The 16,040-nt window shown below is 50.7% G+C and carries 10 protein-coding genes; 3 read left to right on the forward strand and 7 right to left on the reverse strand.

Going from position 1 to position 16,040, the window contains the following annotated elements; translation table 11 throughout:
• The first annotated feature begins 28 nt into the window (after positions 1–28).
• Complete coding sequence (locus ACJJI8_RS05310; RefSeq protein WP_413663774.1) at positions 29–1,732, forward strand: phytoene desaturase family protein; 1,704 nt, start codon at positions 29–31, stop codon at positions 1,730–1,732.
• Between the two features lie 43 nt (positions 1,733–1,775).
• On the opposite strand, the gene ACJJI8_RS05315 is transcribed toward ACJJI8_RS05310, so the two are convergent.
• The 6 genes from ACJJI8_RS05315 to ACJJI8_RS05340 form a co-directional block, all read right to left on the reverse strand.
• A complete protein-coding gene (locus ACJJI8_RS05315; protein ID WP_444906891.1) occupies positions 1,776–2,351 on the reverse strand; it encodes an OmpA family protein in 576 nt (191 codons plus the stop codon).
• Between the two features lie 86 nt (positions 2,352–2,437).
• Positions 2,438–3,085, reverse strand: a complete 648-nt coding sequence (locus ACJJI8_RS05320; protein ID WP_282930693.1) for an HAD family hydrolase — start codon at positions 3,083–3,085, stop codon at positions 2,438–2,440.
• A 14-nt stretch (positions 3,086–3,099) separates the two neighbouring features.
• On the reverse strand, positions 3,100–3,465 hold the full coding sequence (locus ACJJI8_RS05325; RefSeq protein WP_282930692.1) for a hypothetical protein: 366 nt from the start codon (positions 3,463–3,465) through the stop codon (positions 3,100–3,102).
• 44 nt (positions 3,466–3,509) lie between these two features.
• Entirely contained in the window at positions 3,510–4,256 is a 747-nt protein-coding gene (locus tag ACJJI8_RS05330) for a 16S rRNA (uracil(1498)-N(3))-methyltransferase (RefSeq protein ID WP_444934472.1), read from the reverse strand.
• 131 nt (positions 4,257–4,387) lie between these two features.
• Positions 4,388–7,519 carry an efflux RND transporter permease subunit gene (locus ACJJI8_RS05335; RefSeq protein WP_444934473.1) on the reverse strand — a complete coding sequence of 1,044 codons (3,132 nt, stop codon included), beginning with the start codon at positions 7,517–7,519 and terminating at the stop codon, positions 4,388–4,390.
• Positions 7,519–8,769 (reverse strand): efflux RND transporter periplasmic adaptor subunit, encoded by a 1,251-nt coding sequence (locus ACJJI8_RS05340; RefSeq protein ID WP_444918566.1) that lies wholly within the window; start codon positions 8,767–8,769, stop codon positions 7,519–7,521. The genes ACJJI8_RS05335 and ACJJI8_RS05340 overlap by 1 nt, the downstream gene beginning before the upstream one ends.
• Positions 8,770–9,063: 294 nt before the next feature.
• On the opposite strand from ACJJI8_RS05340, the gene ACJJI8_RS05345 reads away from it, so the two are divergent.
• Complete coding sequence (locus ACJJI8_RS05345; RefSeq protein ID WP_444935143.1) at positions 9,064–11,418, forward strand: Tex family protein; 2,355 nt, start codon at positions 9,064–9,066, stop codon at positions 11,416–11,418.
• 64 nt (positions 11,419–11,482) lie between these two features.
• Here ACJJI8_RS05345 and ACJJI8_RS05350 read toward each other — a convergent pair whose 3' ends face one another.
• The gene (locus ACJJI8_RS05350; protein WP_444911789.1) at positions 11,483–12,148 is read right to left on the reverse strand and encodes a pseudouridine synthase; all 666 of its coding nucleotides are present in this window, start codon (positions 12,146–12,148) and stop codon (positions 11,483–11,485) included.
• Between the two features lie 605 nt (positions 12,149–12,753).
• On the opposite strand from ACJJI8_RS05350, the gene ACJJI8_RS05355 reads away from it, so the two are divergent.
• On the forward strand, positions 12,754–15,987 hold the full coding sequence (locus tag ACJJI8_RS05355) for a TonB-dependent receptor domain-containing protein (RefSeq protein WP_413663781.1): 3,234 nt from the start codon (positions 12,754–12,756) through the stop codon (positions 15,985–15,987).
• The last annotated feature ends 53 nt before the right edge of the window (positions 15,988–16,040 follow it).

Here is a 16,040-nt window from a genome sequence, read left to right on the forward strand (position 1 = left end):
GAATAAAAACAATAGTGGCGAGGCCATCATGACAGAGACCCCTGAGAAGAAGCGCAGTGCCCCAAAACCAAGCCGGCTGCGTATTGGTCGGCGCTATCGCCCGAGCCGCCTGGAAGGCAATTACGACGCCATTATCATCGGCTCAGGCATTGGCGGTCTGACTTGTGCTGCGATGCTCAGTGCCATGGGCAAGAAAGCACTTGTCCTTGAGCAACACTACACTGCCGGGGGATACACCCACGCCTATGACCGCAATGGTTATGAGTGGGATGTCGGCGTCCACTATATCGGCGATGTGGGCGAACACCCCACCATGACCCGCAAGATCTTCGACTTTATTTCCAATAACCAGTTGCACTGGGCGCCAATGGACAGCACCTATGACCGCATCTGTATTGGCGATAAACAATACGACCTGAAAGCCGGCCGCCAGCAATTTATCGATGAGTTGGTCAGCCACTTCCCCGATGAGCGCGCGAATATCGAGGAGTACCTGCAACGGCTGAATGTGGTTGCCAAAGCCATGCAGCGACTGGCAATGGAAAAAATGCTGCCCTCCTGGTGTGGGCCTTTTATTCGCCTGTGGAGAAAGCTGCGCGAACCCGCCTGGCTCAATAAAACCACCCGCGAAGTTCTCAGTGGAATCACCAGCAATGAAAAGCTGATCTCTGTGCTGACAGGGCAGTGGGGTGATAATGGCATGACCCCATCCGAGGGCAGCTTTATTATTCACGCCCTGATCGCCAAGCATTATCTCTATGGCGGTTACTATCCTGTCGGCGGCGCCAGCAAAATCTCCGAAACGATTATTCCCCAAATCCAGGCCAGTGGTGGAGATGTATTTACCTATGCCAAGGTGGAAACCATCCTGATGAATGGGGATCAGGTTCGCGGTGTAAGAATGTCCGACGGACATGAAATCGAAGCGCCATTAGTTGTCTCCGGCGCAGGGGTATTTAATACCTTCGAGAAGCTGTTACCGCGCAGCACCAGTGAGCGCATGGGATATATCCGCGACCTGGACACCGTCAACCGCTCCATGTCTCACCTGTGTCTGTATATTGGCTTGGAAAAAACTGCGGAAGAATTAAACCTGCCCAAGACTAATTACTGGATCTATTCCAGCGATCAGTACGAAGAGGATATGCAGGCCTTTATCGACGATCAGGATAAGGAAATACCGTTAGTCTATATTTCGTTCCCGTCTGCGAAAGACCCCACCTTTACCCAGCGCTACCCGGGCCGCGCCACTATCGAAATTGTGGCACCGGCCAACTACGATTGGTTTGCCCAGTGGCACGACAAGCCTTGGGGCAAGCGGGGAGATGATTACGAGGACCTGAAGGAGGCATTTAGCCAGCGCCTGCTGGAGCATTTGTATAAGCACATGCCGCAGTTGCGTGGGGAAATCGATTACTACGAGCTTTCAACCCCGTTATCCACGGATTATTTCTGCTTCTACCCACGGGGAGAGATCTACGGACTGGATCACGATCCCAACCGCTTTGAGCAATCCTGGCTGAGACCCAAAAGCCGGGTCAAAGGGCTCTACCTTACAGGGCAGGATGTGATGAGCTGCGGCGTAGCCGGTGCAATGATCTCCGGTATGCTCACAGCGCAGAGTATTATTGGATTGCGTCAAACTGGAAAATTAATGAAGAAAATATTTTCCAACCAAGCCCCAAAGGCGCCGGTAAATTCCAGTGAGGAATTGGGTAATGCCTCTAGCTGAGACACTATCCTAAGCTAGCTCTTCACCTGCAAGCTGTTCGGGGTTAGCGCCTCGGCAGTTTGCTGGGAACACGATCAAAATTTAGTACCCGGATCATCAGGCGGCGGTTCTCCCGCTTGCCTTTCTCTGTCTCATTATCCGCAATCGGATCAGTATCGCCGTAGCCCTGGGCTTCCATACGGTCAGCGGAGACGCCCCGCTCTATCAGGAAATGCTTTACCCAATCCGCTCTACGCTGGGACAGGCTGAGATTCTTCTTCGCATCGCCGCCACTGTCTGTATGCCCCTCAATGGAGATTCGCATCTCTGAAAAATCGCGCATGATCACCAGCAAGGCTTCCAGATCGGCAATGGTTTCTATGCGGGGGGCAAAACCGCCGGGATCGAACTCCAGGCGCAGGCGGAATGTGTCCCCGATGGACCGGTTATTTCCCCGTAAAAACCTCACCAGCTCATCGGCAAAGGGGGCCGCTGCTCGGGCAGTCTTCTCACTGTCACCTGACTGTATTCCATCGACAGGTTCGAGCGTATATTTCTTTGGGGATTCGGACTGGTCACAGCCCACCAGAGTAAAGGCCAATAAGAATAGGCAACTGGCAGACAAGAATTTACCCGCCATAGGTACAGCTTCCGGTTTCTCGACGTCAAATTCAGTGTAGAACAGCGAAAGCGCTGATCAACCGGAAGCCCCGGCCACTGAGGCCATTAAATAAAGTTCAGGACTGCCATCATGTCAGTGACTACCCGGGCACCCTGCTGTTCCAGCTGGGGGCCCCGCACTGGGTGAGCGCTGTAGCCAACCACGCGCATACCTGCAGAGACCGCCGCAGAGACACCGGCAATGGAGTCCTCCACTACCAGACAGCGCTCCGGCGCCACCCCCATGGCATCTGCCGCGTGCAGGAACAGCTCTGGCCAGGGCTTGCCCCGGGATACATCGTCGGCACTGAAAATCCGCCCGTCGAAATAATCGTACAAACCGGTCTTATTCAGTGTCAGCTGCATTTTCTGGTGAGAGCCCGAGGAGGCCACGCAGCTGCGCAGACCCAGCTGTTGAAGTTGGTCGAGCAGGCCTTCGATACCCACAACCGGCTGCAATTCCTGCTGGAACGCCTCGCGGATACGCCGCTCCGTATTGCCAAAATAATTATCCGGTAGTGGTCCGCCAAAGCGCTTCTCGATTTCCACCAAGCAGTCCCTGGCCGGGCGACCGCTGAACTGCTCGTCCAGCTCCTCGGCGGTGGTCTGCAAGCCCAGGCGATTCATTTCTTCTGCCAATATGCGACAGACGATGCTCTCGCTGTCTACCAGCACACCATCACAGTCAAAAATAATTAAATCGGTAGAAGACATGGGAACCTACATCGTTAACGCGCAGAGAGCAGCATCAGGCCGAGGATGACACCGATGACGCCGCTAATACGCAGGAAATTTTCATTGCCACGGGAAATTTTAACCGCTAATTCTTTGCCCCGCTCAAAACCAATTTGCAGCATATAGGCACCACTCAATAGCACCAGTACGCCGAGGGCATTGAACAAAATATACCAGTGGCGAGTGTCTGCAATTAGTAAAAGGATCAGGCCAATAATAATTCGCGCCCAGGCGGAGAGGGCATAGCCAGTTTCGTTAAGCCGCTCGCTGAGGCTTTGTGCCAGCTTCGGCTTGGCAATAATCGCCAGTGATAACACAACGATGACAATGCCCAACAACCAGATAAATGCTTTTATCATTCTCTTTTCTCCCTGAATACTCTCGAGTCCAATCCTTCAGTGACTTACAAATCACCCCATTGAAATTGCAATACCGACAATGCTGCTATCGGCGCTGTCTCAGTGCGCATCACCCTTGGTCCCAAGCGCAGAGGCATAAAGTCCTGCGTCAGTGCCGCATCGATTTCCACCTGCGATAGCCCGCCTTCTGGACCTACCAGCAGCAGGGCGGATTCCGGTGTACCGCGCTCCGCCTGCCATTGGCGCAGATCCAGCTCGGTGCGGTGATGCAGTACCAACTTGGCTTGGGGCTCAGCTTCAGCAGATTCACTCTGTAAATACTGCGCCAGCTTTATCGGTTCGGCAATCTCCGGCACCCGGTTGCGCTCACACTGCTCACAGGCACTGATAGCAATCTGGCGCCAGTGACCCAGTTTTTTCTGTAAGCGGTCCCCGGACAGCTTCACTTCACAACGTTCGGTAAACAGCGGCTGTATCGCCGCAACTCCCAGCTCAGTAGCTTTCTGTATCACCCAATCGAAACGATCGCCACGGGAAATACCGATCGCCAGGGTCAGTGCCAACGGTGACTGGCGATCCTCTGCACAGTATTCTCCCGTGTGCGCGCGCGCCCTTTTGCCGGTCTCGATCAACTCCGCCGTGTACTCACCGCCATTGCCGTCAAAAAGAACTAAAGGGTGGCCCGCATTCAAGCGAAGTACTTTTACCAGGTGACGGGAAGCCAGCTCATCCAGGTCTACTTTTTGATCGGAAGCCAGAGGCTGCTTGGAAAAAATACGCGGGATGCGCATGGGAGAATCCTATTCAAACACCATAAAAAAGCCGACAGGAATGTCGGCATTTTGCTGGCAGTTAGTTTAGGCATTTATACCCCAAAGGCGCAATGGTGAAGGCGATCCACCATTGCGCCTGGATACTCGCGCTACACAGTCTCCAATGAGACCGGGGTATCGTCTTCTACTGCAACTTTGTGCTTCGGGCGTAACTTCTCAATAACTTTGTACAGGTTGGGGACCAAGATCAAAGTCACTGCCGTTGCAAACAGAACGCCGAATGCCAGGCTGATCACCATCGGGATCAGGAACTGGGCCTGGATCGACCGTTCGAACATAATCGGTACCAGACCGATAAAGGTAGTAATCGAGGTCAGGATAATCGGGCGGAAACGATCCCGGCCCGCGTGTACTACCGCATCCATCACCGCCATACCCTGAGCGCGCAGCTGATTAATACGATCCATCAATACCAGGTTATCGTTCACAACCACACCCGCTGCTGCGAGGAAGCCGAGCATCGACATAATGCTGATGTTGTGTCCCATCAACAGGTGGCCAACTAAAGCACCAAAGAACCCAAACGGCACAGCAGTAAGGATCAGCAACGGCTGAGAGTAGGAGCGGAAAGCAATCGCCAGCAGCGCATAAATGCCGAACAGGGACAATACGAAGAAGGCCAGGATAGCACCGTTAAACTCTTCCTCTTCCTGCATTTCCCCAGCGGTTCTCAGGGAGAAACCGGGGAACTGGCGCTCCAGCTCAGGTACTAGGGTCTCGCGCATATCCTTAAGGATATCCTGCGCGCTGGAAGTATTCGGCGTTATTTCGGCAAATACCCGCACGGTGCGCTCGCGATCATTGCGGCGAATCGTGGTATAGCCCGGCACGTAAACTGCCTCGGCCACTGCTGAGAAAGGTACCTCCCCATCGTTGGTACGAATACGGATGCGGTCCATCTGCTCTTCGCTGGCGCGCTCCTCCATGGGGTAGCGAACCATTACGCGAACATCCTCACGACCACGTGGGATACGTTGAACCTCCTCACCGTAGAAACCCTGACGAACCTGCCTGGCCACGTCTGCCAAGTTAATACCCATCGTAGTGGCGTAGGGTTTCAGCTGGATCTCAATATCGCGACGGGCACTGGTCAGGTTATCCCGCACATCATAAACACCGACATAACTATCCAGTTTTTCCTTAACCAAATCAGCAGCAGCGCGCAGTTCACCCATATCCCCTGAGGCAGTGCTCAGGTTCAGGCTCATACCATTACTGCTATTGTTGATGCTCGCATCAATATTCATGTCCTCGACGCTAGCCGGCAACTCGCCAATCAATTCGCGCCAGCGCAACGCTAAAGACTCGGAGGTGACATCGCGCATCTCTCCATCGGTAAGCTGCAAGGTTACATAAATATTGCCACGCCAATTGAAAACCAGGGAGTTTTGCAAGAAAGACTCACCCTTGTTCTGCTCCAGCATTCCCTCATCGGTTTCCAACTTATCAGCGGCAGTGAGTACCTGCTCCATTACCCGTTCAGCTTCACTGAAGGGTTCACCTGAGGCCATAGAAATTCGCAATTGCAATAAATCGGAGGGGACCTGGGGTGAGAATGAAGAGCCCACATAACCACTCTGGAAAACAGCGATCGACAAACCCAGTGCCAACATAAAGCTCATCACTGTGGTGCGGCTATTGCTAAGGGACTTTTCCAGCAAAGGTAGGTAGTACTTATCTCCGGCCGTCTTCATCGCACCGGCAAAACTTCTACGTACGTTTTGTAATTTAATTCCCAAAGTCGATTTGGCAGGTTTCTCTGGCTTCATGCCCACCAAGTGAGCCGGCAGGATCAACAGGGATTCCACCAGGGAGAAGACCAGACACAACAGTACCACCACCGGCAGGGCCAGCATCATCTGTGCGGTAATGCCGGGTAGAAACAGCATAGGGATAAAGAACACCATGGTGGAGGTCACGGCGAAAATTACCGGGGAAGCTACCTGCTTCACCCCTTGCTCAGCTGCAGCTAAGCCAGATTCACCTCTATCGTGGGCAGCATGCACTGCCTCCCCCACAATGATGGCATCGTCCACCACAATCCCGAGTATTAACAGGAAGGCGAACAGTGACAGCATATTTAGGCTGACGCCGGTCACCGGCAACAGCCAGAAAGCACCCAGGAAAGCGACAACAATGCCCACGGTTACCCACATGGCCAGTGCCGGGCGCAGGAACAGCATCAGCATGATAAACACCATGGCAAAACCGCTCAGGGCATTGGTAGTCAGCAGATTCATGCGGCCTTCAAATGCCTTGGAGAAGTCGAACCAGACATCCAGTTCCATGCCCGGTGGCAATTGCTCGCGAGTCTCCTCCAAGAACGCTTTGATTCGCTCAGCGGTTTTCACCACATCCAGGGGCTCGCCCTGAATAATGCGAAGGTTCATGGCTGGATTGCCATTAAAGCGGATGACGTTGTTGTATTCCTCAAAGCCATCACGCACTGTCGCTACATCGCGCAGCAACAATACAGAGCCATCGGCACGGCTAACTACGGGGATACGCTCGAAGTCTTCAGCGGTATAGGCCTGGCCACGAGTTTGCACCTGAATATCACCGCGGTCCGAGCGCACCATGCCGGCAGGCAAATCCAGGGAGGAGCGGCGCACTGCGTCGGCAACCTGGTTAAAGCTCAGGTTGTAACGGCGTAAATCCAGCTCGGAAACTTCAATGGATAACTCGTCTGGTCGATCACCCCAAACATCAACTCTGCGTACACCGGAAATCAGGTTGAGCTTATCACGCAAATCCAGGGTGGTTTCCTTGAGCTGACGCTCAGAAACTGGCCCACCAATGGCGATCATCATTAACTCGGCGTTGGCTTCAATCAAGCGAATAACGGGACGCTCAATACCGTCGGGAAAGGTGTTGATACTATCCACCTGAACCTTAATATCGTTGAGCAATCGCAGCTCGTCGTAGCCATCCATCGCCTGGATTTCAATAGAGGCACTACCCCGTCGGGAAGCAGAATTTACCTCCTTAATACCCTTTACTTCAGAGATAGCCTCCTCAACCCGAACGGTTACCTGCTGCTCCACCTCTGCCGGACCGGCGCCGGGGTAAGAGATGTTAACCTCTACAATTCCCAGCTGCAGCGTGGGAAACACCTCCCGGTCGATACTCATAAGGCCAAAAATTCCGCCGATGATTATCATAATCATCAGCAGGTTTGCGGCTTTGCTATTGCGCGCAAACCACGGGATGATTCCGCTCATTACTTGCCTCCCTGGGAAGCATTGCTAACACCACCGGCATCACCAGCAGCGGATACTGTAGAGGGATCTGCTGAATCCTCAGGAAGACTCCCCAGGCCCGCTGGCCGCTCATTGAGGGGGTTAGCGGTAAGTACCATACCCTCACGGGAGTAGCCCAAGCTTGAAACAATCACTCGGTCACCCATAGCAATATCCCCGCGGAGCCAGATTCTGTCACCGATGGTTTGCAACAGCTCAACAGTTTTGTAGATCAGCTGACTTTCGTCATTCAGAACCAACAGGTGATCTCCTTCATGTAGTGCCTGACGGGGCAGCTCCACAACATCATCAAAGGTTCTACCGGCAATATCTGCCTCAACAAACAGGCCATTCATCAGCGGTACATCCCCTTCATAGGGTTTCTGTACCTGGGCAACAGCAAAAATAAAGCGGCTGTTGGGATCGATACTCGCTTCGGTTCGCACCAATTGCGCACGCCACTCGTGTTCACGTCCAGCCACAACAGCTTTCAGACGCACAGCGGGGCCATTCTCAATAGTTTTACCCAGGGGAAGATCGAGCAACGCCAGTTGCTGGTCGGTCAGAGGGAGGCGGACTTCAGCGATACCGGTGCTGTGAATTTTTGCCAGAGGGGTGCCGGGGGTAATGTACTGTCCCAGGTCGACAAAAGTCTCAACTACACGACCTGCAAAGGGTGCTTTGAGTGATGTGCGCTCCAAATCCAGCTTGGCCTGGTCGCGGTCAGCTCTCGCGGCTTCCACTGCAGCCTGGGCAGCTTCGAGATGGGGTTTGCGCAGGAACAGGGCATTGGCCGCTTCAGATCCCAGGTCACGCCACTCGCGCTTAGCTTGCTTGGCATGGCCCTGCTCCTGAGCCAGGGTGGACTTGGCATTTGCCAGTTGCGATTCCGCGCGAGTGACCTGGTAGCGATAGTCTGCTTGCTCAAGCTGTAATAAACGGGCGTCTTTATTGAAGAAGCCACCGGGAACAAATGCCTCATCCACGCTTTCGATCACACCGCCGACTCGCGCGATCACATCGATTTCATGGCGGGCATGAACGGTTCCCTGGCTGGGTACCAATAGTGTCTGGCGACGGGGTTCTATATAGAGAACATCGGCCATTGGCGGTACCACCACCTCTGGCGGTTTTTCCTCCGGCTTCGGTTTCAATACAACCACCGCAGCAATAACAGCCACCCCGACTAACAATACAATGAATAACAGCTTGTTTTTACTCGAGACTTTCACAGGTACCCTCTACCCCGTTCCCTGACCTGAATTGGTCAAATTTTAGTTAGTACGCATTCTACTGGAGTTCGACGCACATAAGAGGCAATTTGGATGCAGACTGCCGCACAAGTTTGTGTCCTGCCGCAAACCTTCCTCGCTGCGCTCGGGTAACGCATAATGCCGACCCCAAATTACTCCTGTAAGGGCCCTCTCGTTTACCCGCCAAATACCACGGAAACTGAAAGGCTACTTACTGGTCCAACATCGCCCTTAACGGTACGAAATTTCCCGGAAAACGGATGTAAACATCAAATGCTGGATATCAACGTTCGCATCGCCGAAGAACTCAATGTCAGACCACAACAGGTTACCGCCGCAGTATCCCTGCTCGATGAAGGAGCCACAGTCCCATTTATTGCGCGCTACCGGAAAGAAGTGACAGGGGCCCTGGACGACACCCAGCTGCGCACCTTGGAAGACCGACTGCGCTATCTGCGCGAACTGGAAGAGCGCCGCGCTGCCATCCTGAAAAGCATCGATGAGCAGGGCAAGCTGACCCCGGAGTTGTCACAACAAATCAACAGTGCCGACACCAAGAATCGCCTCGAAGACCTCTACCTCCCCTACAAACCCAAGCGCCGCACCAAAGGGCAAATCGCCATTGAGGCTGGTCTGGAACCGCTGGCCGATGCACTGATCAACAACCCCTCCCTCGACCCCGCAGCCGAAGCAGAGCAATACCTCAACACCGACAACGAAGACGCCTCCCTTCACGTCAAAGACATCAAAGCCGCTCTGGATGGAGCCAAATTTATCCTGATGGAACGCTTTGCCGAAGACGCCGAGCTGCTGGGCAAGCTGCGTGAATTCCTCAAGCGCGACGGACAGGTGAAATCCAAACTGCTCGAAGGCAAAGAAGAGGAAGGGGCCAAGTTCCGCGACTATTTTGAATACGCCGAAGATTGGTCCAAGGTGCCCTCCCACCGCGCCCTGGCTATTTTCCGCGGCCGCAACGAGGGCGTGCTCGCCATCAGTGTGGGCCTCGCTGAAGAAGAAGGGGCCTCCCCAACCGCCAGCCATCCCTGCGAAGCCATGATTGCTCGCCATGTGGATATCACCGACGAGGGACGACCTGCAGACAAATGGCTCGGCGAAGTGGTGCGCTGGACCTGGCGAATCAAGCTGCTGACCGCACTGGAAACTGATCTGATGGGTGAGCTGCGTGAGAAAGCAGAGGAGGAGGCCATCAAGGTATTCTCCCGCAACTTGAAAGACCTGCTGCTGGCAGCTCCGGCCGGGCAAAAGGCCACTATCGGCCTCGACCCGGGCCTACGCACCGGAGTCAAAGTCGCCGTGGTCGATGCCACAGGCAAGATACTCGATCACACCGCCATCTTCCCCAACCCACCACAGAATCGTCACCAGGAGTCTGCAGCGGTTATTGCCGCCCTGTGTAATAAATACAATGTGGGCCTGATCGCCATTGGCAACGGCACCGCCAGCCGCGAAACCGACAAATTCGTCGGGGAAACCATTAAACAATACAAGCTGACAGCTCAAAAAGTTGTGGTTAACGAAGCCGGTGCTTCCGTTTACTCCGCCTCTGAATTTGCTGCGCGGGAATTCCCGGATCTTGACGTTACTATCCGTGGAGCCATCTCCATCGCCCGCCGCCTGCAGGACCCGCTGGCAGAATTGGTGAAAATCGAACCCAAATCCATTGGTGTTGGCCAGTATCAGCACGACGTTTCCCAGACTCAACTGGCCCGCTCACTGGACGCCGTAGTTGAGGACTGTGTAAACGGTGTCGGCGCTGAGCTAAACTCCGCCTCTGCACCGCTGCTGGCTCGGGTTTCCGGCCTGACTGCATCTATTGCCAACAATATTGTCAGCTACCGCGACCAGAACGGCGCTTTCAAAAATCGTAAACAACTGATGGAAGTTCCGCGTTTAGGGCCCAAGGCATTTGAACAGGCCGCCGGCTTCCTGCGTATTAATAACGGAGAAAATCCGCTGGATAAATCCGGTGTGCACCCCGAGTCCTATATCGTGGTTAAACGCATTGCCGAGAAAAATAGCCGTGAAATTAACAGCCTCATCGGCGACTCCGGCTTCCTGCGCCGACTGAACCCGGCAGACTATACCGACGAGAAATTTGGTGTACCTACCGTTACCGATATTATCGCCGAACTGGAAAAACCCGGTCGCGACCCACGCCCGGAATTCCGCACGGCCAAATTTGAAGAGGGCGTAGAGGAAATAAAAGATCTGCGTCCGGCAATGGTACTCGAGGGGACAGTCACCAACGTCACCAACTTCGGTGCCTTTGTGGATATCGGTGTTCACCAGGATGGATTGGTACATATCTCTGCACTCTCAGAGAAGTTCGTTAAAGACCCTCACGAAGTCGTAAAAGCCGGTGATATTGTCAAAGTTAAAGTGATGGAAGTGGACGTTGCCCGCAAGCGTATCGGCCTTTCCATGCGTTTATCTGATGAGCCCGGTGAGCAGGGTAGTGGCGGTATCAAAAAGGGTGACCAACGCGAAAACCGCCAAGCCCAGCGCTACAATAAGCAACAGGGCAACCGCTCCCAGAAAGGGGGCCAAGGTAATGGCCGTGGCAGCATGGGTGATATTTTGATGGCGGCGATGAAGAATAAAAAATAACCGATAACAAGGGTGGCCAAATGGCCGCCCTTGTTATATCCCTCTGACAGCCCCTCTTGCCATATTATTCAATTAAAAACTCTCCGGGCAACTCGCTAGTAAAATGCAAAGCTTCTCCACTTACAGGATGAGAAAATTTCAGCTCGCTAGCATGTAACAGTAGCCTCGAAGCCCCCTTCAACGCACCAGGGTGGGCATAAAAAGGGTCCCCCAATATTGGATGTCCTATTGCCTGCATATGCACCCGGAGTTGGTGAGAGCGTCCAGTAACTGGCATAAGTCGAATCAAACTACTGTTTTCAGAGCTGGAGACTTTCTCCCAGCGGGTTAGAGATGGCTTGCCCTCGGCAAAATCTACTTTTTGCCTTGGCCTATTTGGCCAGTCACAAATAAGGGGTAAATTCACTTCACCATTTGCATTTTCCGGTACACCCCATACTCGCGCATAGTAGGTTTTCTCAACCTTACGATTTTGAAATAAAGTACTCAGCGCCTTATGTACCTCAACACTGCGCGCCATTACGATTAGTCCTGAAGTATCCATATCCAGTCTATGAACAGTGAGTGCATCTGGATATTGTGCTTGCGCTCGGCTGGCCAAACTGTCTTGGTGATCAGCACTCCTTCCCGGAACACTAAGAAGTCCACTGGGTTTTTCTAAGATGAGTAGTGCTTCATCCTTATACAGCACTGAAATAAACGGGTCTGCTGGAGGATTATAATCCCGCATTATTCGTACCTAATACCCTCAATAAATTAAGTTCATAGCCAGTTAAAAGAGTCTTTCTTCTGCTTAGAGAATTGGAAGACTTAATATGCAATACAGTTACTTTCAGAAAGTAGATGTTATATTCAAATATAATAAAGAATTATACCCAAGCCAATTACTCCCCGTTTTTAACTGGATACTCTTTAATCTCAAGAGATGCTTCTCTATGCAAAAGTCTGACGAAAGAGAATCTACAATAGTCACAAATGTCAGAAAAGAATCAATATCCTATTTTGTCCTAGTACTGCTGCCAAAAACAGATCAATTAACAGTCAACTTGGCACAAAAAAACTGCCGGGTAGATCAAAAAGAACGTTCTTTCCGTTAAAAAAACACTATGAAGGTCAAAAAAACAGGAAATACATCCTATTCGGACCGGCAAATTAGTGATAAATATTTCACCGAAAGGTAAAGTAAATGATGCTTAGTTTGTTTTGTTTAATTTATATTAAACTACTCGAGACTATCGAATCTAACAGTTAATATCTATCCTCCACTAATAATAAGTGGCAAAAAAGTCACAACATTATATTTAAAATATTAGGCACGTTTCTTTGGAGGGTTAAGTGGAACACAAGTTTAAAAAGAGCTTTTTAAGTCTAGCAATCGCTGGTACTTTTTCTTTAACAGCATTTCCAAGTTTTGCTCAAGAGGGGGAAGATAAGTTAACTCAAGAAGATGTTTCTGCAAAAGAAGTTGAAATTGCAGAGTCCAGTTCTCAGAATGAAGTTGAAGAGGTTATGGTTACTGGATCACGTATCTCTCGTGATACCTTTTCCAGTGTGTCCCCCCTTCAGATTATTGATACAGAAGGGACTAGAGCAGCGGGCTTAATTGATGCTTCGTCTATCTTGCAAAACAGTCAGGCCGCTTCAGGCCAGCAAATTGACTTAACTTTTTCTGGGTATGTACTTGATAACGGGCCAGGTTCATCAACTGTAAGCCTTAGAGGCCTTGGTTCTGGACGTACCCTTGTCTTGCTCAATGGTAGACGCTTAGCCCCTTCAGGTGTAGGTGGTGCTCCTAGTGCTCCAGACTTAAATCTGATCCCCTCTTCCTTAGTTCAGCAATATGACATGTTGCTTGATGGCGCCTCCTCTGTTTATGGCTCAGATGCGGTTGCCGGTGTAACAAATGTCATCCTGAAGAAAGATTTTGATGGCTTTGATTTCGAGTTTTTCTCGACTAATCCTACCCAGGACAGCGGCGAAGAAAACACTTTCAGCCTTAGCTGGGGTAAAAATTACGATCGCGGTTTTATAGGCTTCGGTGCTGAATATTTCGAAAGCGATGCTGTTACTTATGCTGATCGTGAATGGACATCAGGTTGTGAACAGAATATTGAAGTAGGTCGTGACGGAAACATCTATAAAAGTGATGCTTATTACAGCACTAATTATGGAATGGACTGGCAAGGCGGCTGTAATGTCGGGCTTCTCGCCGGTCGTGTAAGTGTACCGGGTGCAGGCAGCATCTACTATACACCAGGCCAAAGCAATGGAGGTTGGAGTAACTTCTCTGAGTCTAACCTTTATGCAGTAGGGGCTGATGGCAATGGGGATGGCGTTACTGACGTTTCCTTCCTGGACTATAGCTTGAACGGTCGCGAAAACTTTGCACATCTCTACCCAGAACAAGATCGTGCAAGCTTCATGGCCTTCGGTGAGTACACTTTCGATGGAGAAATGAACCTTACTCCATTTTTTGAAACCCTATACTCTCAAAGAAATACCTTTGTTAATACTGGAGCCTCCCAACTATTCCCTGATGTTCCAGCTGAGAATCCCTACAACATCTGTAATCCTGATGGGGTAAATGGAGTTGACTGCGGCCTAGCTTATGATGCCCTACTTACTAACCCAAATATCGTAGACGACTTTGCTGCATACTACGGTGGCTCACCAAGTGACTTTGGTCTTTTAAATGGTGCACTCGGTGCTCAGTCAACAACGCCTATCGTTGCGGTGCGTGGAGACAGAAATAAAACTGAAGTAAGCCTGGAAAGCCTTCGTTTTGTGACCGGTCTTCGTGGAGACCTGCCAATGCTTAATATTGGCACTATGTCAGACTGGTCGTTTGAAACTTATGCTTCATTTAGTAAGTCCGATGGTAGATCCACGACTTGGGGGATACGTGAAGACCGTTTGATGCATTCATTGAACACAACTGTAGAAGATCCAAATAATCCTGGAAACTATATTTGTGGTGATGGCACTGATGGCTGCGTACCCGTTAACCTCTATGCAGGTTCACTATACGACGGGGTTATTGGGGATTTTGCTACCCAAGAAGAAAGAGATTACGTATTTGGAGAGCGGAAGTTCCGTACCGAGTACTATCAGACTATTTTATCCGCCTTTGCATCAGGTAATATTTTAAGCCTTCCAGCTGGCGATATGGCTTTGGTTCTCGGACTTGAGTTCCGTAATGACCGTATTAAGTCAATTCCGAACGATGTAGCAGCTGAGGGTTTATTCTTTGGCTATACATCTGATAAGGGTGCTACCGGTCACAAAGATACTCGTGAAGCTTACGCAGAGTTAGAAATTCCTTTGCTAGCGGGTAAATTCATGGCTGAAGAGCTTACAGCTAATTTGTCTGCTCGTTTCACCGATGATGAGTACTATGGCGGCGACTGGACAGAATCTGTTAAGTTAGGGTATCGCCCTGTTAACTCCTTGCTCTTACGGGGTACTTTTGGTACTTCATACCGCGCTCCAAACTTACGCGAGAACTTCCTCAAAGGACAAACAGGGTTTAATGACGTTACAGACCCCTGTGTTATTCCAGAGGCAGCAATTGATAACGTAACTGGTAACGGCTATAACGCTGACTTGGATACACGCGCACCAGAAGTTCTGGCAAATTGTATTGCTAATGGTGTGGACCCCACGGCACTAGACAATAACGGCCTTGCCACCTATTCATCTGAAATTATTTCAGGTGGCTCACTGGAGCTAGAAGCCGAAACTTCTGAGTCTTATACGCTTGGATTCTCTTGGGAGCAGCCTTTCTTTGATGCCTTTGGTCTAACTATTGGCATGACTTATTATGATATTGAAATTGAGAACGCAATTGTTGAGCCATCTCATCAATATCTTGTAAACGACTGTTATACAAGTGCAGTTCAAAGCTCATTCTGTGGTCTGATAGAGCGCAATGACGAAGGCTTTATAACTTCTATTGATGCTGGCTTTATTAATCGCGATATAGAGGTGTCCAGAGGCATCGACTATAACATCCGCTATGAGCAACCAGTAACAATCTTTGGCGCTCCTATCGAGCTATCTGCCAGCATTAATGTTAACCGCATGCTGGAAAGATCATTTACCTACATCAATGATCAAGGCATTGAGGACTTTGAAGACTACTCCGGTGGATTTGGTTATGCTAAGTGGACTGGCAGCAGTCAGCTACAAGCAGAATATGATGATTTCCGCTTCACCTGGAGCTCACGCTATATCAGCTCTGTAGAGCAAAACGCATTATATTTGGATGAGTTTAGTGATATCTATGATACCAATGAAACAGGTTATAGCTCTGATACCTGTATTGGTGAAGCGAATGGTGGTACTGACTGTCGTGATGTTGGTTATGCTGATGATTACATAGTTCATAATGCATCACTATATTATTACGCAGACACCTGGACAGCAGGCATTGGTGTTAACAACATATTTAATGAAGCACCTCCTGAAGTAGATGGCGACGAAATTCTATCCATCAACAATTCACCAATTGGTTATGGCTATGATTTACAGGGCCGCACCATATTTATGAATATGCAAATGAATTTCTAATTTGCTTTAGTTTTTTAGGCCCGCTATGCGGGCCTTTTTTATTTGTATTTCGA

This window comes from Microbulbifer maximicatervae (SeqCode) (assembly GCF_052467695.1).

Excerpts from the sequence above, each read along its gene's own strand:
- ACJJI8_RS05310 (WP_413663774.1), top strand. The coding sequence starts at position 29 with ATGACAGAGACCCCTGAGAAGAAGCGCAGTGCCCCAAAACCAAGCCGG.
- ACJJI8_RS05315 (WP_444906891.1), bottom strand. The coding sequence starts at position 2,351 with ATGGCGGGTAAATTCTTGTCTGCCAGTTGCCTATTCTTATTGGCCTTT.
- ACJJI8_RS05320 (WP_282930693.1), bottom strand. The coding sequence starts at position 3,085 with ATGTCTTCTACCGATTTAATTATTTTTGACTGTGATGGTGTGCTGGTA.
- ACJJI8_RS05325 (WP_282930692.1), bottom strand. The coding sequence starts at position 3,465 with ATGATAAAAGCATTTATCTGGTTGTTGGGCATTGTCATCGTTGTGTTA.
- ACJJI8_RS05330 (WP_444934472.1), bottom strand. The coding sequence starts at position 4,256 with ATGCGCATCCCGCGTATTTTTTCCAAGCAGCCTCTGGCTTCCGATCAA.
- ACJJI8_RS05335 (WP_444934473.1), bottom strand. The coding sequence starts at position 7,519 with ATGAGCGGAATCATCCCGTGGTTTGCGCGCAATAGCAAAGCCGCAAAC.
- ACJJI8_RS05345 (WP_444935143.1), top strand. The coding sequence starts at position 9,064 with ATGCTGGATATCAACGTTCGCATCGCCGAAGAACTCAATGTCAGACCA.
- ACJJI8_RS05350 (WP_444911789.1), bottom strand. The coding sequence starts at position 12,148 with ATGCGGGATTATAATCCTCCAGCAGACCCGTTTATTTCAGTGCTGTAT.